Genomic DNA, 20242 nt, shown 5'->3' on the forward strand with positions numbered 1-20242 from the left:
GATATGTCAGGCAGGTGTGCGGAGCTGGCTGAGCAGCTCTTTGATCTGCGCGCCCAGCTCCTCGGCGTTGCCTGCCAAGGCATAGATGTAGCTGTCCGGACGCACGATCGCCGCGACGCAGCCTGTGCTGGCAAACCAGCGGGTGTAGGTGCCACCGGTGTCGGACAAGTCGGCGGGTTCGAACATGGACCCGATCCCGAAGGTGACTTCGCGCCCGCCGAGCGAGCCGAAGACGGCACGAATGTCGTCGGGGATCGCTGCCAGAGAGACGCGGCTGTTGGCGACAACGAGCCACCCTGTGCCAACCACGTCATCGAAGAGAGCGGTGCGTTCGGCCGACGAGACGACGCCCTGGGGGAACAGGTCTCCGCCACTGACTATGAGTCCGCCGCGCAGGGCCGGGTACACGAGCTTGTCCGGCTTTCTGTTCGCTTGGCGTGCGGCGATCATCTGGGCGTCGCGAAGTTCGGCCTGTTCGACGTCCCGCATCGTCTGGACCCGACCGAGCTCGATCGCCTTCTCCGTGATGAACCGGACGTGCGGTTCGCGTTCCACCTGGTATGTGTCGAGCAGGTCGTCGGGTCCGCCGCCGGCCACGACCATCTGAATCTTCCATGCCAGGTTTCTGGCGTCGCGAATGCCAGACACCATTCCCTGTGCGAGGAAGGGGGGCATCTGGTGGGCTGCGTCTCCGGCGAGCAGGACCCTGTGTTGCCGCCACTGCTGAGCAATGCTGGAGCGGAAGGTGTAGTTCGCGGTGCGGATCAAGGTGGCGTCGGCGGGGGTGAGGTAGTCCCCGACGCGCTCCCAGACCCGGTCGGTCCGAATCGCCTCCTCGGCCGAGGTGTCGGCCTCCAGCCTGAACGAGAACCGGTGGTGGCCCGGCCCGATGTTGACGATGGCGATTGGTTCGGCAGGGTTGCAGACCTGACGGAAGGTGGGCAGGCCGGGGACGTCGTGCCGGAGCCGGAAGTCGCATACGAGCCAGTTCTCGAAGAACCCGTAGTCGTCGAGGCCAACGCCAATCGCGTTGCGTACGGTGCTGTTTCCGCCGTCGCATCCGACTACATAGCGTGCGCGGACCTGTTGCTCAGTCCCGGCCGCGTCTCGGGTGGTCACTTTGACGTGATCGGGATGTTGGTCGATGCCCGTCACCTGAGTGCCCCGGCGGACCTCGACGGTGGGGAGCGTCTCTACCAGTTCGTGCAGCACGGTCTCGATGTGCGGCTGGTACATCATGTACTGGGCGGGCCAGCCACAGCGGCCGGGGTTGTCGAACTCGATATCGAGCAGGACGTCTTCACGACCGTTGACCCAGACGTAACCTCGCTGCACGTTGGTGCCAGGGAGCATCTTCTCGGCTACGCCCAGTTTCTGGAATGTCCGCATGGTCTCGTCGTCGAACGCAGCGGCCCGTGGCAGGTTGTAGAGGCCCTCATACCTCTCCATAGCCACGACGCTGACGCCTTGTTGCCCAAGCAGGGCTGACAGGGTCATTCCGGTGGGGCCATATCCGACGACGACAACATCGACGCCTTCTTCGGTGATGGTCATTTCAGGGCTCCTGGTCTTTGCTCACGAGGGCGTGAAGTGTCATGCCTTGAGCGCTGCTTCCTTCGCTTCGTGCCCTCGGGTCGCGCCGTTCGATCTGGTGAGCTGGGGGACGCATGCTGCCAGGACGGCTCCGATGACGCCGGGGATGGCAAACAGGTAGAAGTTCCACGACACGTCAAGGGATGAGGTCAGGATGGCGCCGCCCATGGTCGGGCCCGTTATGGCCCCGACACGGCCGATGGACAGCGCCCACCCGATGCCTGGACCGCGAAGGTGGTCGGGGTAGCGAGTGACGATGAAGGCGTTGGTGAGGACCTGTGAACCAATGAAGCCCAGGCCGCTGACGAACATGAGGACGAAGAGCAAGGGGAGCGGCGGTTTCAGGGTCATCAGGAGGAGGGCGGCGGCGCCGGCGAGGAATGAGGTCACGACGACGGGCTTGATGCCAAGCCGTCCAGCGAGGCGTCCCCCCGCGACCATGCCGACGGCGGCGCCAACCCACATCGCTGCGGCTTGGAGCAGGGAGGAGCCAAGGGAGTAGCCGGCCGCTTGCATGATGGTGGGCAGCCACGTGCTGATGCCGAATACGAGCAACAGACCGCAGAAGGAGATGGCCCAGAAGAGTAGCGTCGGCAGCCATACACCGCTGCCGAACAGCGAGCGCAGACCGCCGAGGTCACCGCGCTGGGTCGGGAGCACTGTGGTGGATGGGGTGTAGGGGCTTTCGGGAAGTGCCCGCACCGCGAGAGGAAGAAGGACGATGGCGGGAAGGGCGCCGGCAGCGTAGATCCACCGCCATGACGCGTCGGGCAGCAGGAAGCTTGCGAGCAGGGCCGAGACGAGGGCGCCTCCTGCATAGCCGGCCATCATCGCGCCCACGTTTCGGGTGCGTCGCTCGGGAGCGGAGAGGTCTGCGATGTATGCGGTCAGGGTAGGCAGGACGATGCCGACGCCAAGGCCGACGACGGTTCGGGCGATGCCGAAAAGGCCGAAGCTGTGCGCGAGGGCGCACGCCAGCATGCCGACCGAAAAGAGTCCGGCTCCGCTGAGCAGGAGCCGTCGGCTTCCTACCCTGCGGATGAGCAGGGCGCAGAGGGCGGCCCCGATGAGCATGCCGATAGCGAGTAGTGATCCGACGTGGCCGGCTGACTGCTTGGTGACGTTCAGATCGGACTTGAGAAGGGAGGGGATGGTGACGCCGTATGAGGCGAGGTCATAGCCCTCCAGGGCAGCAAACGCACCGGCGATGAGGAGAACTGGAAGTTCACGGCGGGATCCGGCGCCATTGCCGGACGGGGTCACAGACATGGAGATTCTCCTGGCGAAGAGTGCGGCTGTATGGAGTTGGGCGCCCTGGCGCGAGCACTTGACACGTACAGTAGATTTCACCTATGCGAAAGTCAATGAAGAATAGTGAAATGGTTTTTCATGCCGTGCCGGGCGGACAGGCCGCACGGTCATCCCGCAGGGAGGCCGTCCCGGGCCATGCGGATTGGTGGGCTGAGGAGCCCCGCCCAGTCCACGCCTTAGGTGCAGCGAGGGCTCGATGATTGGCGCGAGGTCGCTGACGTGGCCGTTCACGCAGGGTCTCCCGCCACGGGCTGCGACAGATTTCGCAGCCCTGCTCGGATCGCGCGCATTCCCCGACGCCGCCCGGGACGCCGCAGCGTGAGCGCCGCGGCCGACACGATGCGGGCTGTCGTACTGTCTGGCCCAGGCACGGTCGGCGCCCTGAGGGTGCAACGGATTCCGGTTCCGCAGCCGCGGGACGGGTGGGTACTCATCCGGGTGCGAGCGGCGGGCCTCAACCGGTCCGAACTGCACACCAGACTCGGCCTCGCCGAAGGAGTGACCTTTCCGCGCGTCCTCGGCATCGAGGCGACTGGCGAGGTCGTCGCTGCACCGGGCGGCGAGTTCTCGGTCGGGCAGCAGGTGATGACGATGATGGGCGGGATGGGTCGCACCTTCGACGGCGGATACGCCGAATACACCTGCGTGCCGGCTGCCCAGGTGATCCCGTTTCGCAGCGATCTCCCTTGGGAGCTCCTGGGGGCCGTCCCGGAGATGCTCCAGACGGCACACGGAAGCCTGACGACTGGACTGGACGCACAACCGGGGCAGACATTGCTCGTGCGTGGAGGCACCTCCTCCGTCGGGATGGCTGCCGCCGTGCTCGCGAAGCGCATGGGGCTCACCGTCATATCGACGACCCGTTCTCAGGCTAAGGCCACGCCCCTGCGCGAGATCGGTGTGGATCATGTGGTCATCGACGACGGGCAGATAGCGGCTCAAGTACGCCAGCTCGTGCCCGATGGGGTGGACGTGGCTCTGGAGCTAGTCGGCGCCCCCACCCTTCGAGACACGCTGCGGACCCTGAAAGTGCACGGGGTGGGCTGCTTCACGGGAATGCTGAGCAACTCTTGGGTCGTTGACGACTTCTACCCGATTGACTACCTGCCCTCAGGGGTCAGGCTCACCGCGTACTCCGGCGAAGCCGCCGACCTTTCAGCAGAGGTCCTGCAGGACTACCTCGACGCAGCCGCCAGCGACGTTCGCCTCGTCCCGCTGGACCGGGCATACTCTCTCGACCGGATCCGTGATGCTCACGACCGCATGGAGCAGAACCTCGCCACCGGCAAGCTCGTCGTGGTCCCATGAGCGTGGCCGGTTGGCGCGAGCGGTGGCGTAACGTGACCTACATGGCTGCCCCCTGGGACAACCTCGGCATTCTGATCATGACGGCGGCTGATCGCAGGCAGTCAGTCCATGTGCCGACAAGATCAATTGACACAGCCAACCCGGTGGTCGCCAGGTCGTTGAGTCAGCCAGAAACTCGAGAGCCACCGAGCTGAACACGTCGGTCCCGCTGGACTGCGTGATGCACACGATGTTCCCGCCCTTCGTTCAAGGCGAGACGGATATCGACGTCTGACCGGTTGGGCCGACGACTCGGACCAGGTTGATGACCAATCTGGTGCACGCCGTTGACACGCAGTTCGCTGTCGACGACCGCCCTGCCGTCCTTGCCCATGCGGCCGGCTCCTGAGGAGTGGAAGTAGGTCGTGGCCCCGTCGCGGACGAAGTTGGCCAGCTCATGTCCGTGCAGATCTGCGCCGGGATGTCGCAAAGGCTCTCGCCGCAACGGGCGCTGTCTGCGCGACAACACCGGAGCATGAAGGAGACCGGCCTGCTGGGGTGAACCCGCGCCGGCCGGCCGCGCTTGATGCGGGCCCCTGCTACCGCGAGGAACGCACCCCGGCAGCGGCAATCCCGCGCGGCAGAAGGCTCGGCGCTAAGAGGTTCACGGCGCCGGTACGGCACCGATCTGCTGCATCACCCCGAGGAGGTCGGGCTGGCCCCGTTCGCCGACGATCCGGCCGTCCGCCAGGTAGTAGAAGTTCATGGCCTGCACCGAGATCTTGTTGCCGCTCGCCGGGATCCCGAAGAATTCACCCCGGTGGGTACCCTCCATGGTGAACCGCGCGGCCACGGTGTCGCCTTCGGCGACCGTCTCCTCCAGCGTCCACTGGACGTCGGGGAAGGCGCTGCGCATCATCCCGATGACTTCCATGTACCCATGGGGCCCCCGCAGTGGTTCCGGATGGGTTGGCGCGTGGAACACCGCATCCGGAGAAATGACCTCGCGGGCGAGATCCTCGTTGCCCGTGTTGATGAACTCGACGAAACGGTTCATCACTGACTCGGTGGACTGCGATGGCATCTTGCTGTGCCTCTCCGGAGACGTTTGGGCAGGTGTGCGAGCCTAACATCGATTCGATGTTCGGGTGCGAAGATAGACTCATGCTGGAACTCGCGATACTCGGCTTCCTCGCCGAGGGACTCCTGCCTGGACACGAGCTGCGCCGCCGCACCTCACAGCTGACTGGCTATACGCGGCCGGTCAGTGACGGCAGCCTGTATCCGGCGATCAATCGCCTGACCAGGGCGGGCTTGATCGAGCGGCGCTCCGACCCTGCCGCGGGGGCGGCCCGATACGTGCTCAGCCTGACCGCGGCCGGACGGACCGAAATGCTTCAGCGGCTGCGCAAGCCCGCCGACCACGAGATCACCGACTTCACCCGGTTCTACGTCGTCCTGGCATTCCTCTCCCACCTGCCCGCCGTGGCCGAACAGCACGCGGTGCTGCGCAGACGGCTGGAGTTCCTGGAAGAACCGGCGAGCTTCTTCTACGACAACGAGCGGCCCCTGCGTGCCGAGGAGATCGCCGACCCCTACCGGCGGGGCATGCTGCTCACGGCCCGCGCCACCAGTCGCACCGAACGGACCTGGCTGCGCGAGACCCTCGGGAAGAAGCCGCCCGCATTAGACAGATACATCGACAGCGATCCGCACGGGCCCGCCGCTCCCGCGAGCTGACTGCGTCCACGGAGGTACCCCACAATTGCCAAGCGCTGAACATGCCGTTGTCCCTAATGGCACATGCGCCGGCTCACCGACCTGCGAACAGGCAGGGGCTGGGATGCAGGGTTCCCCAAACCAGTCCTTCGCGTTGATCGCCGACGATGACGCGGACGTTCGCGCACTACTGTCCCTGGCTGTAGGCCGGGTCGGACTTGCATCGATACAGGTTGAGGACGGACGACAAGCCATCGAAATGTTGGCCGACCTGTCCCCCAGCGTTGTCCTCCTTGACGTGAAGATGCCCGGTCTCAGTGGGATCGAAGTCTGCTGGTGGATCCGTCGGCAACCGCGCCTCGCGGACGGTCCGGTGATTCTGGTCAGTGCACTCACTTCCCAGTTCGAGATCGATGCGGGCCTGTTGGCCGAAGCCAACGACTACGTGACGAAACCGTTCACGAGCGCCCACATCACGGCCGCGGTCGCCCATCACCTCGTCGGGCGCCCAATATTGCCGCCGCCGACCCGGGTGATCATTGCCGAGCCTGCGGACTGAAGGGCGCAGGTTACCGCTGCAGGCCGGGTCGCAGTCCATGTTCCGGGAGCAGCGCTGGTCCATTGCCCACTCGACTAGGTGTTCCGGTGCTGCCTTCGCGAAGGTCACACCAAACCCGTATCGCGGCCTCGAAGCGGCGTAGTGAGTGAGGAGGGGCCATGTGCGGTGCGGATGGAAGAGCGGCGTCAAGGTCGAGGCCAAGGTGTTCGGCGCGGCGCATGCGCTCGAGCAGCGGACGCCAGCGGTCGGCGGTCTTGGCGGCTTCGATGTCCTCGGGCGTGACTCCCACGCCAAGCAGTAGTTCGGTGTACCGCCTTTGCCGTCGGTGGTGCTGGATGGCGGCGCCTTCGGCGTCCAGTCGGGCAGGACTACTCGCCGCGGCGGCCTCGTGGTCGCGGGTTTGTGTCGCCGATAGCTCGACGCCGGACGTGGCGAGCACCTTCTTGAGCACCTCTTCGGCCGGGACCGGGTCGCCGAGGTCGTGTGCCGTGTCGGTGTCCGGGTCGTAGCCGGTGTCGACGTAGAGCCGGTTGGCCTCGCGGCCACGGGTGGCCATGACATACAGCGGTTCGCGGACGGTGGCGGCGCTGACGTAGGCGTGGCACGTGTCGACGGTGCGGCCTTGGGCTCGGTGGGCGGTGGTGGCGTACCCGAGCTCGACGTGCTCGCCCACGTAGTCGGCCGGTAGCCGGGTCGCCGTTCCTGCCTTGCCGGTGCGGTGGACGGTGAGCGATCCGTCGCCGTGGACGGCGGTGACCGTCCACTGGTCGCCGTTCTTGACCCAACCGCCGGCGGCCTGCAGGTCGCGCTGGTTGAGCCGGGTGACCACCACGTCACCTGCACCGATCGTGGTCCCGTCCGCGACCGTCACCCCATCAGGCGCGACATGACCGGTGGCGACCAGGTCGGCGCGGGCGCGGGCGTTGAGCTCGGCCACGGTGGCGGCGTCGGCGGCCACCATCAGCGAGGTTCGGCCGGCGCGAGTATCCGCGCGCCACGCCTGGTGGATGGCCTCGATCATGGTGTCTCGGTCGCCGTCCTGGACGCGGCCATGGTGCAGATAAGGCTGTGCGGCGGCGGGACGGCCATCGCGCAGGGCCAGGCTCGCGGCGGCTTCCCATTCGTGCCGGAACCGGCGCACATCCACAAGCTCGGGCGCGTCTGTTCGGTCGGTAACCAGGAGCCGGAAGGCGCCGCCCGCGGCGATCGGGGACAGCTGGGTCGGGTCCCCGACCAGCAACACCTTCGCCCCGACCTGACGGGCTTGGGTGGTAAGGCGGTCGAGTTCGAGGGTGCCTGCCATGGAGGCTTCGTCGACGATGACCAGCTGTCCATGTCGCAGCCGCCACCGGTCCAGTTCCGCCCTGACCTGGCGGGCGCGGCGGGTCAGGGCGCGGGTCCGCAGCGAGGGACTGGCACCGCGCAGCTTGCCCTGGAGGGACGCGAGTTCGGCAAGACGCTGGTCCTGCCGACTCTGTTCGGTGAGCCATTTGGCGGTGTTCTCCGTCGGCACCCCGACCGCGTCCGCGAGGACCTCGGCGGCTGCGGCGGAGGGGGCGAGCCCGATGACGCTCCCCTGCCCAAAGGCGGCTTCCCAAGCGGCCCGCACACCGGCCATGGTGGTCGACTTCCCGGTCCCGGCCGCACCGACCAGCAGGTCGAGGGCGCGGCCGGAGGTGACCACCCGGCATACCGCGTCGGCCTGTTCGGCGGTGAGCCGGCGTCCATCGGTTCGCCCTGGCAACAGCGAACCGGCTGCGGCCGCGGCCACCACTGCCGGCACCCGGGGTCCGTCCGTGGCGCGGCCTGCGGCAAGGAGCTGTTCTTCGGCCTGCAGCACGCCGGTCGTGGTGTAAAGGGTGGCGTCCCGGGCCCGCAGACGGGTGGAACCGTCGGGCCGTTGCAGCGTGGCGGGGACGCGTCCGAACTCGGGTGGGGTGAGCTGCACCGCGGCTTCCAGCGCCATGGCGGTGACGCGTTCGGCGGCGTGGGCGCGCTCGTGCGGGCTGGTGAACCGGACCCCGTGCAACTGCCGCAGCGCCTCGGCCAGCACGTTGGAGCGGGTGAACGTCGCCCGCCGGGCGGCGACCGCATCCACCACCACGCTCGCCGCGTCCTTGAGCATCCCGTCCTCGAGGTCCGCCAGGCTCAGCGCGGGCAGGTCGCACCGGTTCGCTAGCCCGGCCACCCACGCCTCCGCCTCCGCCTCCGGGGCCAGGTGCGGCTCCGCCCGGTGTCGCCAGCCGCGGACCAGGTCGGCCAGCGGCCGCGACTCCTTCTCCGGTCGGGTTTGCAGAGTTGCCTGCTGCCGCAGCCGGATCACCTCGGCCGCGGTCGGCTGCCGCCCATGCGTGGCAGCGAAACCCGCCATGAGGTCCTGGGCTGCGGCGTTGATCGCGGTCGAGCGCTGCGAGAACTCCTCCCGCAACCCCTTGCCGACCCCAATCACCTCCCACGTCGGCGACGAGGAGCGGGCCCGGGCCTGGGCCACCCAACCCCACCCCAGATCGGCGGTGAGCAGGTCCATCAGGGCGCCGTTGTACAGCTCCGACAACGCGACGTTCGCCTTGAACAACGCCCTCGAGTCCAGGGTGCGCCACGCCCCATCCGAGGCCGCCTGGACCCGGTTCAGCACCACCACATGGGTGTGCAGCTGCGGGTCCCCCGCGCGGGAGTCCCAATGGTCAAACCCGGCCGCCACCACCCCGCGGACCGCCTCGTTGACCACCCCGCCGCGTCCCGTGCGGGTGGTGAACACCTCCCCCTCCGCGTAGCCGATGACGTACCCCAACGCCCGCTGGTGCGCCGCGTAGATCCGTTCCCGGGTCGGCCCATCCGCCAGCGCCCACGCCACGCTCACGCTCTTCGGGGCCGAGAACGTCAGGTCGAACCCGGCCACCGTCCGCGACGCCGGACGCCGCTTGCCGCCCGCGTCACGACACGGAGGGCGGTCCGCGACGGGGGCACGCCCCAACGGTTGACCACTGACCGGGTCCTGCAGCATCCCCAGCATCCGCCACAGGTGCTGCTCGGTCACCACCAACCCCGGCTCGACACCTCGTCCACCGTCCAGCCCGGCCAGGCCGGACCCGAGGAACCGGCCCGCTGGGGTGCCCTCCTGCGTGTAGTACGCCGTCAAAGGATCCGCCGTCGGGCCCTCCCGGTCTGCGCGCGCGACCGAGGACATCAGGTACCGGAACCCGGCCCCCAACGTCATCCGCCGCATCGACATCGTCACGCTAAGGCAACGGCCACCAGGGGGCACCATCGGGGCACAGCCCCACCTTGGTGCCTGACGTGTGGCTCGAGAATGTGGGCTGGATCGAGGTGGTCGAGTGAGCGTGGCTGCGAGGCGGGGCGCAGGGCGGGTATGCCGGGACGCAGGCGGGCCCGGGTCGAGCTGAGACGCGACGGGAGAGGCATGGAGCGGCGGAGAAGGCGGGGAGAGGGCCGGGCTCCTCAGGTTGCGCCGACTCTAGGAAGGTCGTGCGCCAGATGGCAGGCGGGGTCGGTCTCACACGCCCGAGAGGGTGACTGGCTCCCCCTGGGCTGGGCCCGAGGGGACCCAGTCAGCCGTGGGTACCTTCGCTACCGCTGAGCCATTGAAGGTCGTGATGGGCCATGGCTTGCTCCAGGTCGGGGTGCTCAGGTGTGAGAGCTTCGAGACTGCGGTACACGAGGTGTGGGCTGATCGCGCCGTCGTCAGGCCGCTCGAAGATCGCCCATAGGCTGAGCTCGTCACCGTGGCGTGAGGTGAAGGTGACGCCGTCGACGCCGACCGCGTAGAGGTGGGTGGCGACCGGTTGGGTCAGCGATCGCAGCGCGGGGTCCTTGAGGGTGGCAGTGTCGAAGTCTTGACGGCCCAGGTGCAGGACGGCCGAAATGAACCTGGGCCGGAGGGCCGCCACAGAGTCAGAGTGGGTGACGTCGCAGTAGTCGCCGGTTAGGGTCGCGGAGCATGCGGTGCGGGGCTCGAGCCAGCTGTATGGGACCTCACCGGCCGGCGAGGTGGGGTGGTTGGCGTCGGCCGGATCCTCATCGATCTCGTCGAGGTCGACGAGCAGCTGCGGGTCCGGCCGGAAGGCGGCGAGGACCTCTAGCAGGCAGGCAAGGAGGCCCTCTCCGGCGTAGACGGTGCGGAAATTGCCGGCGCTGTCGTCCCACCGGCCGTTAAAACGGCCGCCGGTGGCCCACTCCCACCCGGACCAGGCCCAGGGGTCAGGCTTGAAGCCGACTCGCCACACACGCTCGGCCGGGGCCGGCACTATCCGGACTTCGGGCACGTGTCAGGTTCTCAGTTCGCAGCGGCCCAGGCGCGTGCGGCCGCGAGGACCGAGGGGCCGACCTCAGCCAGTTCCCCTTCGCGAAGCACCCGGGCCGGGGCGACGTCGTCCAATTGCGGGTTCATCCCTTGGAACCATGCCTGCACCACCGCCGTCGCGTCCTTGCTTCGCAGGATTGCAGCCACCTGATAGGCCGCTCGAAGACGAAGCAACACTGCCGCCGAAGGGGCGCGCTCACCCTCGGCCCACTGCCGGACCGCGCGCGTCTCTTGGACCCCGCCGATGTAGGCCACCAGCCGAGCGCCCAACAGATCTCGCAGGCGGCTGACGAGCTCGTCGTCGGCCAGCCGTACGGACTCTTCGTAGGCCCTTAGATCCGCCCGCGCCAGTGTCGTCGACATGTGCTCAGTATGCCCTCATCCCATGCCGATAACAAGCAGGATCACAACCGAAAACACTCCGTCACCGGCAGTCCTCAGTTCCTTATCCGCTCAATCGATGTGCCCAGTGATCGGGAGCAGCCTTCAACCGCCGCGAGTGCGTCCAGTCACCAAGGCCTGCGAAATGCTGATAAGCGCCCATCCCGCCGTGGGCATTTCCGCGGCGCCACATGCGGGACAGACACCCTGCGGCCGCGGCGCCAAGACGCGGGCCGGTGAGGGGACCTACCAGAGGAAGTCGATGGGACACGAGGGCCATCTGTCGCATGGTGCCCCGGTCGCCGCGTTGTCTATTCATAGCCTGTAGCTGAGAAGGGGCAGCCATGTCTGAGACGAAGCGTGTGGAGCGGATCCATCTGACGGTCAGGGATGTCTGCGCCGAGTTGGGTGTTGCCCGTTCGACCTTCTATGACTGGCGGGCCGCCCACAAGGCGCCACCGTGTCTCAAGCTCCCGAACGGCGACCTGCGGATCAAACGGAGCGACTTCGACCGCTGGCTCGAGTCGCTAGAGCAGTCGGCCTGACCTATGAACTCTACGAAGACCTTCGAGGTTCAGGTTTGGGGCGTTCGCACCTACAAGGGAAAACTCAAGACGACTCACACGGTCCGCTGGCACGTCCACGGAAGGACGTTCCAGCAGACCTTCGGCACGGTGAAGTCGGCGCAGTCGTTTAGGGCCACGCTGTTGGTGGGTCTGCGCAACGCGGAACCCTTCGACCGGAACACGGGCCTTCCGGTCAGCGCAGCCGAGGCGTCCGCCAGCCCCAATTGGTTTGAACACGCGTGCGCCTTCGTAGACACGAAGTGGGCACACGCTTCTCCCCAACACCGGCGTGGGCTGGCGGACGGCCTCGTCACAGCCACCTGTGCCGCGCTTCCTGCCGGTGGACCTGACAGGGCACTTCTGCGAAAGGCCCTGTTCAGTTGGGCCTTCAACTCCGGAACACGACGGCAGGGCGCCGCCACCGCTTCCCCGCCGGAGGCCTTCGCCGAGGCGATCGCCTGGGCTCGGCGCCGATCGCCCACCCTCGAGGAGCTCGCCGAACCTTCGCGATTGAGGCCCGTGCTGGATGCTCTTGCACTCAGGCTGGATGGCACCGCGGCGTCGTCCAGCACAGTCGCACGAAAGCGTTCGGCGCTCTACAGCGCTCTCGAGTTCGGCGTTGAAATCGGTGCTCTGACGGGGAATCCCATGGACAAGGTGAAGTGGAAGGCGCCAGCCCACACCGACGTCATCGACCGCCGCGTCGTCGTCAACCCGGACCAGGCACGCGCCCTGCTCGCAGAAGTGAGGCGCATCTATCCCTCGCTGGAAGCATTCTTCGCATGCATCTACTACGCCGCGCTCAGGCCCGCGGAGGTCCGGCATCTCACGCTGAAGGACCTGGACCTCAAGGGCAGCCCAACAGGCTGGGGCACGCTCCACCTCGTCGGCTCGACGCAAACGACGGGGGCTGAGTGGACCGATAGCGGGCGGCCCACCGAGGACCGGCAGCTCAAGCACCGGGCCCGCCGTGCGACCCGCCTCGTTCCTGCCGTGCCCGAGCTCGTTGAAATCCTGAGTCGCCACCTCGAGCAGTTCCCACCGGGACCTGCGGGTCGGCTCTTCGTCACCCGCACAGGCAGGGCGGGAGTGCCCGTCTCACCACCATTCTCGAGTCCTCAGTCGATGGCCATCGTGTACCGGGCATGGGACCGAGCTCGCCGCAAGGCGCTCACCGAGGATGAGTACAACTCGCCACTCGCCAAGCGTCCCTACGACCTCCGCCACGCAGCAGTCTCGCTTTGGCTGAACGCCGGCGTGCCCGCAACTCAGGTCGCGGAGTGGGCAGGCCACAGCGTGAACGTGCTCCTCCGCGTCTACGCCACGTGCATCTCGGGACAAGACGAGGCGGCGCGTCGACGGATCCAGTCGGCCTTAGTGTCCGGGGAGACTCCGTGAACACCAAGGGCCAGAGACAGGGGCCAGGGCCCGAATTTCCCCACCAGTTCCCCACTGGCACCCGTAGAACACCGTTCAGGGCCGCTGACAGCCGGACACGAGACGGGACGAGAAAGAAGGCCCCAAACCTGCGTTTCCGCTGGTCAGGGGCCCTCTTGTGCACTGGGTGGCAGGTGAAGGATTCGAACCTTCGAAGCTTTCGCGATGGATTTACAGTCCACTCCCATTGGCCGCTCGGGCAACCTGCCGTGGTGCGCGTGGAAGGATAGCAAGGACACCCACGAATGCCGAAACCGGTAGGCGCCCCCACCCGGCGCCTGCCGCGTGACGCCCAGGAAGGACACGCCACCATGGCCGACAGCTCGTTCGACATCGTCAGCAAGATCGACCACCAGGAGGTCGCCAACGCCCTCAACAGCGCCTCGCGTGAGGTGGCGACGCGCTACGACTTCAAGAACGTCGGCGCCTCCATCGAGGCCAGCGGCGAGGACAAGGTGATCATCAAGGCGAACACCGAGGAGCGCGCCAACGCCGTGCTCGACGTCTTCCAGACGTGGCTGGTCAAGCGCAAGGTCTCGCTCAAGCACCTCGACGTCCCGGAGCGCGGCCCCCAGCTCTCCGGCAAGGAGTACCGACTCGAGCTCGGCCTGCAGGAGGGCATCTCCCAGGAGAACGCCAAGAAGGTCGGCAAGATCATCCGCGACGAGGGCCCCAAGTCGGTCAAGTCCCAGATCCAGGGCGACGAGCTGCGCGTCACCAGCAAGTCTCGCGACGACCTCCAGGCCGTGCAGGCACTGCTCAAGAGCAAGGACGACCTGGACTTCGCGATCCAGTTCACCAACTACCGCTGAGCCCGCGGCGACTCACTGCCCGCTGAGCTCGCGGCGGCTCACCCGCCGCCAGGCAGAGGTATGCCGCCGTCCCCGAGCCGGGGACGGCGGCATACCTGTCTGCTGTGGGCGCCTCGGCGCGGGAGCTAGGCGCTGCCGGGCTCGGCCTGCAGGGCCATCGTCGGACCACCGAGGTCGGGGAACCGGATCACCGAGCCGTCGGTGTCGGGCGAGTCGTCCTCCGTCCAGCTGTCGAGGGCGCTGGCCAGACCCAGCGCCAGCCCGGCCATCTCGTGGTCGCCGATGCCGACCCGGGAGGCGACCTCACGAGCGTTCGCGGGACGCTCCGCGGGATTCTTCGCCAGGCAGTCCCTCACGAGTGACGCGAGGTCCTCGGGGACACCATCGGGCAGCGGCGGGGGTGGTTCGTTGACGTGGCTGAGGGCCGTCGCGACGGGGGTTCCCCTGTCGAACGGCCTACTCCCCGAAAGCATCTCGTGCGCGACCACCCCGAGGGCATAGAGGTCGCTGGCCCCGGTCGCGGCCTCGCCCATTGCCTGCTCCGGGCTGAGGTAGTCCGGCGTGCCGAGCATCTCCCCAGCCCGGGTGTGGCCCGCGGCGTCGAGGGCTCGCGCGATGCCGAAGTCCGTCAGCTTCACGAGTCCGTCGGGACGCACGAGGATGTTGGCCGGCTTCACGTCACGGTGGATCACCCGGGCCTCGTGGGCCACGCCCAGGGCGAGGGCAGCCTGTCCGACCAGGGAGCGCACCTCTGCCGGGTCGAGGGGTGCGCGGCGCTTCAGGAGCAGGGACAGCGGCTCACCCTTGACGAGCTCCATGACGAGGAAGGCCAGGCCGTCGTCCTCGCCGTAGTCGAACAGGGTCGCGATGTTGGTGTGCAGCAAAGCCGCCGAGTGCACGGCCTCGTCACGGAACCGGAGGGCGAAGAGCTCCTCGTGACCGGTGTCCGGTCGCATGACCTTCACGGCCACGGTGCGCTGCAGCACCGTGTCGGTGCCGGCCCAGACGTCCGCCATGCCACCGGACGCGATCCGTGCACCGAGCACGTAGCGACCGCCGAGCGTGTCACCCTCTTCGAGTCGGTTCATCCTGGCGTGTCCATTCATACCTCCGCAGACGGAGGTGAACGTCAACTGACATCGCAAAAGCCCTCGCCACCTCTGATGGTAGCCCCGAAACAGCCGCGGTGCGCCCTTGCGCCTCGGGCAATCAACCCTCTGACCTGCACCGACGCCCCTGAATCCCTCATTTGCGCGGGGTCTGTGCGACGGAATCCGTGCGGCCGGCCCACCAACCCCCACGCAGAGGTATGCCGCCGTCCCCGAGCCGGGGACGGCGGCATACCTGCCACGGGTGGTGAACTCAGGGGAGGTGGATCGTGATCTCCCGCTGCTCGCCGCGGCCGAGCGACACCGTGGTGGCGTCGGCCTCGGAGGTGGCCGAGTCGTACCAGACCGTCTCGCCCTGGCCTTCCTCGGTGTACCGGGTCAACGCCAGGGTGAAGTCGCCCGGGGGCAGGGACGTCGAGCTGAACGTGTTCCCGTTGTAGACGTCGAAGTCACCGATGTAGTCGCCCGACGTGGTGCGGATGATGCCCACCCAGTAGTCGGTCGTGGGCTGGCCGTCGGCCGTGACGACACTTCCGGTGATGCGGGCGCCGGGCTGCAGGACGGCGTCGTAGGACGACGTCCTCGTCGCCTTGACCCGCAGCGGGACTGCGTCCTCGCGGCGGTCGGCGTTGCCGGACCACAGGGGCGCGAGCCCACCCCACTGGCTGGGCTCCACGAAGACCGTGTGGTCGCCCGCAGGGACGCCGTAGATCGTGTAGCGGCCGTCAGCACCGGTCTGGGCGTACGTCGGTCCGTTCGGCCCTCCGGCCCGACCGCTGTAGCCGCCGTCGATGCTGACGTAGGCACCCTCGACCGGCTGCCCCTGGTAGTCGGTGATCCGGCCCGAGATGCGCCCGCCCGGCTTGAGCTGGACGTTGCGGACCTTCTTGACCTGGCCCGCGCCGACCGTGATGAGGTCGGCTGTTGCCTGCGAGGTCGCCTTGAAGGCCCACGTGTCGCTGTAGGTGCGTGGCTGGGTGTACACGCTCAGGACCACGGCGAAGTCACCCGCCGGGAGACCCTTGATGGTCCAGCGGCCGTCGGCGCCACTGCACACCGGGACGGAGAACTGGACGTACCTTCCCGCATGGCCGGAGTACGCACCCGGGCAGGCGTCGCGGACCGGAGCGCCGGACTTGGCGTCGACGGCGAGGCCCGTCAGGACAGCGCCCTTCGCGAGCGAGGCGTTGACGGTCGCCGGGGCACCCCTGTCCACGGCAAAGGTCTGCGCGGAGCCGATGGCCTGGGTGTTGCCGCTGTACTCGCCCGCGTACCGCCCCTCGGGGTCGGAGACGGCGGCGATGTACTCGCCCGGCTCCGAGATGTCGATCGAGTACGTGCCATCGGGTCCCGTGCAGCCCTCGCCCGCCTGCATCGTGTTGTCCGGGTCCTGGGTCGGCGTGAGCACCGCGACACACGCGCCCTCCACGGGGCCACCCGTCGCGTCGCTGGTCACTGTGCCCTGGACCGTGGCCGCGGCGAGGAACTGGTCATCGACCCGCACGGAGTCGCCCGCCGCGACGGTGAAGCGCGCCGCGTCGTCGCGGGACGTCTTCCCGAAGGCGTACTGGTTCGCGGGCCACGCGTCGAAGTTGACGACGTACTCGCCGGGCCGCACCAGCGCGCTCCAGGCGCCGTCCTGGTCGGTCGAGGCGAACGCAGCGATGGTTCCGTCGTCGGTGGAGCTCGAGATGCCCACGCTCGCCCCCTCTGCGGGCTGCCCGTCCGCCCGGGTGAGCGTCCCCAGCAGGTGCCCGCCGGTGGCCAGGGCTGCATCCACGGTGGCTGGCGCGGTGATGAGGTCCGCGTCCGCGTAGGACGTGGCGTCGTTAGCCCACTCGCCCACGTGCACGTCGTCATAGGCCTCGAACTCGACCTTGTAGCCGGCGCCGGCGACCAGGCCGCCCACCGCCCAGGTGCCGTCCTCCCCCGCGCACGTGGAGGCGACGTAGCCGTCGGCCTCGTCGGCCAGCGTCACACACGCCTGGAGCGGGGCGCCGGTGTCCTCGGCGGTGATCGTCCCGGACAGGGTCGAGTCGCCGACCTCGCGGGAGTACTCGAGCGGGAAGTCGAGGTGGGTGGGAGCCTCGACGACGGCGGCGTCCTCGAACGTGCTCGCCCCGCCGCTCCACTGTCCCTTGTAGAGCGAGTCGAACGCGTAGGCCTCGACCTTGTAGCCGACCCCCGTCTCCACTCCCTCGGCGGTCCACTGACCGCTGTCGTCGGTGCAGCCCGAGGCGATGAAGGAGTAGCCGAGGTCGTAGACGCTCACGCACCCCTGCAGGTTCTCCCCCGTGGCTGCCGCGGTGATGGTCCCCGTGATGGTCGATGGTTCTGCTTGCGCGGGTGCGGCAAGGACCCCGGTGGCCAGCGCAGCCGCCAGCACGATCCCCCCGACCCGCCCGAGTGCTGCGCGCATGAGCCGCTTGCCTTCCGCCGGTCTGTGACTGCCAATCCGGCGGAACATAGCAGCGACCGAGATCATGGCGACGGGTTCTAGACCAACTCCTTACCTGCCCACCGCCCGGCCGGTCGGGGCCGGCGGCATACCTGCTCGTGGGTCGAGAGCGCACGACACGCTGGGCCGACGACGAGTCGGTCAGCGTGTCGTGCACTCTCGATGGCGCGCGGCCCAGCTCAGCCGAACGTGGCCCGCGAGCGCAACGCCTCGCGGAGCTCGGACTCCGCGTCCACCACGCTGCGCCGCACCCCGACGCTGAGGCCGCCGCTCGCCACCGCCGCAGCACTCAGCTCGGCCGTCGCCTCCTCCACGATCCGCGCGGGGTAGGCCAGCGTCGCGACCCGGGCGATCGCGTCCTCCCCCACCCACGCGGTCATGGCTGGGACCTCGGTGAAGTAGCGCTCCGCATAGGGCCGCACGAGGTCGAGGTCGTCGGCGAGCCAGAACCCCTGCGCCAGCGCGTTGAGCTCGTAGTTGGAGCGAGACCGGTTGGTCGTCAGCTCCTCCCAGGCCCAGGCCTTCGCGTCGGCCCACGGCATCGAGGCGCTGGCGAACAGCGCGTTGAGCCGGCCCTGGAGCGTGTCGTCGTCGGCGTGCCGGGCTTCGACGAAGGCGCGGTCGACCAGGCCACGGGAGGCGAGGTTGCGCACCGCGATCCAGCCGAAGTCCGAGTCCTCCTCCAGGCCCGCAGGTCGGTCCTTGCCCGCGGCCCAGGCACGCAGGAGGGACTCGTCGGCCGAGGACCGCGCCACCGTCCGGGCCGCCACCAGGGCATGGGTGGAGCCCGCCTCGGCCGACCGCAGCAGCTGCCCGGCCGCCTCGGCAACCACCTGCTCGGCCCAGGCGTGCTCCTCGGGCGGCAGGAAGGTCGGGATGAAGCGGGCCGACAGCGCGAGCGACGTCCGGCTCAGCACCGAGTCGTTGTCCTCGGCCGGCCAGGCGTTGCCGAAGGTCCGGACGAGCACCCGTGGGTCGACGGTGCCGAGGCAGACCCCGTCGAGGAGGGCGATCCAGACGACGGCCCGGGCCTGGGTGTCGGGCACCGACGCCAGGGCGGTCGGCACGGCGGCAACCGAAGCCGGGTCGAGGGTCACCGTGGCCCACGTGAGGTCGGAGGCATTCGGCACGACCAGGTCAGCGGCCGGCACCTCGCGCAGCGCCTCGACACTGGTGCGGTCCTGCGTCACCGTCACCGGGACCCGGAACACCTCGGCGCCCTCGGTGAACCCTGCGACGTCCAGCGTGTGCGGCCGGTCCGCCGGAAACCGTGGTGGCACGTCCCTGTCGACGACCCCGGTCACCGGGTCCACCGAGATCACGTCGAGGCCGGCCGTGAGCAGCCAGGCCTCGGTCCAGGCGGTGAGCGACTGACCGGACGCCCGCTCCATGAAGCCCAGGAAGTCGGCGAGCGTCCCGTTGCCGAACGAGTGCTCGCGCAGGTAGGCCGACACCCCGGCGATGAAGGCGTCGTCACCGATGTAGGCGATCAGCTGGCGCAGCGTGGCTGCTCCCTTGGCGTACGAGATCCCGTCGAAGTCCTGCAGTGCCGCCTGGGTGTCCAACGCGGCAGACCCGGCGACGGGGTGCGTCGAGGGGGTGCGCTCCGCGGCATACCCCCAGCCCTTGCGGGCCATCGTCGAGTCGATCCAGGCATCGGTGAACTCCGTGGCGTCCACGCAGGTGCGGTGCGACATGTACTCGGCGAATGACTCGTTGAGCCAGAGGTCGTCCCACCACCGCATGGTGACGAGGTCGCCGAACCACATGTGTGCCATCTCGTGCGTGATGGTGTTGGTGCGGGACAGCACCTCGTCGCGCGCGGCAGCCCCCCTGAAGATCATCGTGTCGCGGAACGTCACGCAGCCCGGGTTCTCCATGGCTCCGGCGTTGAACTCCGGCACGAACACCTGGTGGTACTCCCCGAAGGGATAGCGGATCCCGAACAACGAGTGGTAGTAGTCGAAGCTCGCCCTGGTCACCTCGAGCATCTGCGGCGCCTCTCGCTCCAGGTGCTCCTTGAGCGAGGCCCGCGCATGGACCCCGAGCGGTATGCCGTCGTGCTCGTCGCGCACGGAGGCGTAGGGACCGGCGCAGATCGTCACGAAATACGTTGCCAGTGGTTGGGTTTCGGCCAGCTCCCACCTCCCCGGCCCCACCCGCGTAGCCGCGCCGTTGCCCAGCACGATCCACGTCTCGGGGGCGCTGACCTTGACGACATAGGGCGCCTTCAGGTCGGGCTGGTCGAAGCAGGCAAACACCCGCGGACCTGCGTCGAGGAAGAGGTGGCCGTAGACGTAGTGCTCCCCGTCGGCGGGGTCGACCGCACGGTGCAGCCCCTGACCGTCACGGCTGTAGGCCATCAGCGTCTCTACCTCGAGGACGTTCTCGGCCGCGAGACCCGCGAGCTCGATGCGCCCGTCCCGGAGGCCTTCACCATCGACAGGGGTGCCGTTGAGCGTCAGCGACCGCAGCTCCAAGGGATGGACGTCGAGGAAGGTGGAGCGCCCGGGGGTGTTGCAGGAGAACGAGATCCGAACTCGCGACTCGAAGCTTTCCTCACCGCGGTCGAGGTCTAGATCGACCTCCATCCGCGTCACGTCGATGAGGGCAGAACGCTCTCGGGCATCGGCCCGGGTGAGGGAAGGCATGGGACCGATTCAACCAGCCGCACTGCTTGCCGGTTTGC

General features: G+C 68.3%; 16 protein-coding genes and 1 tRNA gene. 6 read left to right on the plus strand and 11 right to left on the minus strand.

The window, feature by feature from the left end; translation table 11 throughout:
* Window positions 1-6 precede the first annotated feature (6 nt).
* Window positions 7-1554, minus strand: coding sequence for a bifunctional 3-(3-hydroxy-phenyl)propionate/3-hydroxycinnamic acid hydroxylase MhpA (gene mhpA, locus AC1DXJ_RS04075; protein ID WP_477636380.1), 1548 nt, complete (start codon window positions 1552-1554; stop codon window positions 7-9).
* Window positions 1555-1593: 39 nt separating this feature from the next.
* Entirely contained in the window at window positions 1594-2862 is a 1269-nt protein-coding gene (locus tag AC1DXJ_RS04080; protein WP_477636381.1) for an MFS transporter, read from the minus strand.
* A 381-nt stretch (window positions 2863-3243) separates the two neighbouring features.
* On the opposite strand from AC1DXJ_RS04080, the gene AC1DXJ_RS04085 reads away from it, so the two are divergent.
* Window positions 3244-4212, plus strand: a complete 969-nt coding sequence (locus tag AC1DXJ_RS04085; protein ID WP_477636457.1) for a zinc-binding alcohol dehydrogenase family protein — start codon at window positions 3244-3246, stop codon at window positions 4210-4212.
* A gap of 163 nt (window positions 4213-4375) precedes the next feature.
* Here the strand turns inward: AC1DXJ_RS04085 and AC1DXJ_RS04090 are convergent, their stop codons facing one another.
* Together AC1DXJ_RS04090 and AC1DXJ_RS04095 are read right to left on the minus strand one after the other, a co-directional pair.
* Window positions 4376-4720, minus strand: a complete 345-nt coding sequence (locus tag AC1DXJ_RS04090; RefSeq protein WP_477636382.1) for a GMC oxidoreductase — start codon at window positions 4718-4720, stop codon at window positions 4376-4378.
* Window positions 4721-4855: 135 nt separating this feature from the next.
* Complete coding sequence (locus AC1DXJ_RS04095; RefSeq protein ID WP_477636383.1) at window positions 4856-5248, minus strand: ester cyclase; 393 nt, start codon at window positions 5246-5248, stop codon at window positions 4856-4858.
* A 107-nt stretch (window positions 5249-5355) separates the two neighbouring features.
* On the opposite strand from AC1DXJ_RS04095, the gene AC1DXJ_RS04100 reads away from it, so the two are divergent.
* Window positions 5356-5931 carry a PadR family transcriptional regulator gene (locus AC1DXJ_RS04100; protein ID WP_477636384.1) on the plus strand — a complete coding sequence of 192 codons (576 nt, stop codon included), beginning with the start codon at window positions 5356-5358 and terminating at the stop codon, window positions 5929-5931.
* A gap of 103 nt (window positions 5932-6034) precedes the next feature.
* The gene (locus AC1DXJ_RS04105; protein WP_477636385.1) at window positions 6035-6469 is read left to right on the plus strand and encodes a response regulator; all 435 of its coding nucleotides are present in this window, start codon (window positions 6035-6037) and stop codon (window positions 6467-6469) included.
* A 10-nt stretch (window positions 6470-6479) separates the two neighbouring features.
* Here the strand turns inward: AC1DXJ_RS04105 and mobF are convergent, their stop codons facing one another.
* From mobF to AC1DXJ_RS04120, 3 genes are all read right to left on the minus strand, one after another.
* A complete protein-coding gene (gene mobF, locus AC1DXJ_RS04110) occupies window positions 6480-9737 on the minus strand; it encodes a MobF family relaxase (RefSeq protein WP_477636386.1) in 3258 nt (1085 codons plus the stop codon).
* A 301-nt stretch (window positions 9738-10038) separates the two neighbouring features.
* Window positions 10039-10752: an RES domain-containing protein gene (locus AC1DXJ_RS04115; RefSeq protein ID WP_477636387.1), complete on the minus strand. Its 714-nt coding sequence runs from the start codon at window positions 10750-10752 to the stop codon at window positions 10039-10041.
* Window positions 10753-10763: 11 nt separating this feature from the next.
* Window positions 10764-11153 carry a hypothetical protein gene (locus tag AC1DXJ_RS04120; protein WP_477636388.1) on the minus strand — a complete coding sequence of 130 codons (390 nt, stop codon included), beginning with the start codon at window positions 11151-11153 and terminating at the stop codon, window positions 10764-10766.
* A gap of 362 nt (window positions 11154-11515) precedes the next feature.
* On the opposite strand from AC1DXJ_RS04120, the gene AC1DXJ_RS04125 reads away from it, so the two are divergent.
* Window positions 11516-11716: a helix-turn-helix transcriptional regulator gene (locus AC1DXJ_RS04125; protein ID WP_477623885.1), complete on the plus strand. Its 201-nt coding sequence runs from the start codon at window positions 11516-11518 to the stop codon at window positions 11714-11716.
* Between the two features lie 3 nt (window positions 11717-11719).
* Window positions 11720-13135 carry a tyrosine-type recombinase/integrase gene (locus AC1DXJ_RS04130; RefSeq protein WP_477636389.1) on the plus strand — a complete coding sequence of 472 codons (1416 nt, stop codon included), beginning with the start codon at window positions 11720-11722 and terminating at the stop codon, window positions 13133-13135.
* A 167-nt stretch (window positions 13136-13302) separates the two neighbouring features.
* Here the strand turns inward: AC1DXJ_RS04130 and AC1DXJ_RS04135 are convergent.
* Window positions 13303-13383, minus strand: a tRNA-Tyr gene (locus AC1DXJ_RS04135).
* A gap of 102 nt (window positions 13384-13485) precedes the next feature.
* Between AC1DXJ_RS04135 and AC1DXJ_RS04140 the strand changes: the two genes are divergently transcribed.
* Window positions 13486-13986 (plus strand): YajQ family cyclic di-GMP-binding protein, encoded by a 501-nt coding sequence (locus tag AC1DXJ_RS04140; RefSeq protein ID WP_477613910.1) that lies wholly within the window; start codon window positions 13486-13488, stop codon window positions 13984-13986.
* A 125-nt stretch (window positions 13987-14111) separates the two neighbouring features.
* Here the strand turns inward: AC1DXJ_RS04140 and AC1DXJ_RS04145 are convergent, their stop codons facing one another.
* The 3 genes from AC1DXJ_RS04145 to pepN all read right to left on the minus strand — a co-directional run bounded on the left by AC1DXJ_RS04145 (window position 14112) and on the right by pepN (window position 20204).
* Window positions 14112-15074, minus strand: coding sequence for a serine/threonine-protein kinase (locus tag AC1DXJ_RS04145; RefSeq protein WP_477613663.1), 963 nt, complete (start codon window positions 15072-15074; stop codon window positions 14112-14114).
* Window positions 15075-15348: 274 nt separating this feature from the next.
* The gene (locus tag AC1DXJ_RS04150) at window positions 15349-17514 is read right to left on the minus strand and encodes an MSCRAMM family protein (protein ID WP_477636390.1); all 2166 of its coding nucleotides are present in this window, start codon (window positions 17512-17514) and stop codon (window positions 15349-15351) included.
* Window positions 17515-17732: 218 nt separating this feature from the next.
* The gene (pepN, locus tag AC1DXJ_RS04155; protein ID WP_477613665.1) at window positions 17733-20204 is read right to left on the minus strand and encodes an aminopeptidase N; all 2472 of its coding nucleotides are present in this window, start codon (window positions 20202-20204) and stop codon (window positions 17733-17735) included.
* Window positions 20205-20242 lie beyond the last annotated feature (38 nt).

This window comes from Pedococcus sp. P2_D9 (assembly GCF_056404275.1).